The organism is Vibrio sp. Vb1980 (assembly GCF_033338615.1).
Taxonomy (GTDB): Bacteria; Pseudomonadota; Gammaproteobacteria; order Enterobacterales; family Vibrionaceae; genus Vibrio; species Vibrio alginolyticus.
This window is the reverse complement of record NZ_JAWOSZ010000094.1, coordinates 1-657: the sequence shown is the minus strand read 5'-3', so window position 1 is coordinate 657 and position 657 is coordinate 1. Positions and strand designations below refer to the sequence as shown.

The 657-nt window shown below is 44.6% G+C and carries 1 protein-coding gene; it reads left to right on the top strand.

Annotated elements, in window-relative coordinates; translation table 11 throughout:
• A partial coding sequence (locus tag R7F64_RS23950; protein WP_318072162.1) for a transporter substrate-binding domain-containing protein occupies window positions 1-657 on the top strand: 657 nt, incomplete at both ends.

Genomic DNA, 657 nt, shown 5'->3' with positions numbered 1-657 from the left:
AGAGCTGCTGGCTCACTTTGAAAAAGATTTACGCAAAATCAAACCCAAACTGAACGTACAAATCATCCCTCTAGCTCGAGACCAATTGCTCCCTTCTCTCGAAAACGGCTCTGGTGATTTAGTGGTGGCAAACTTGACGATCACCGATGCCCGAAAACAAAAAGTCGACTTCAGTACCCCAATCTTATCCGGCATTGAAGAATGGGTGATCACCAACAAAAGTACTCCAACCATCACCAAACTTGAGCAGTTGAGCGGTAAGGAGATTTGGGTACGTGCCAGTTCCAGCTACTTTGAAAGCATTCAAGCCGTCAACAAAACACTGAACAAGAAAGGCTTACCGCCGATTATCGTGCACTTCATCGAAGAGACTCTGCAAGACTACGAACTCGTCGGCATGCTCAACAATGGCTATATCAAAGCCATTGTTTTAGATAGCCACAAAGCCAAACTTTGGCTCAATGCGATGGATGACATCAAAGCGCATAAGAAAATCCCTCTTCGCAAAAACGGCAACATCGCTTGGGTAATGCGACAAAACAGTCCTCAACTCAAAGCAGTGGTGAACAAATTCATCCAAAAATCTCGCTCAGGCACACTCCTTGGAAACGTCATATATAGCAAATACATCGACAATACCAATTGGCTCAATAAGGC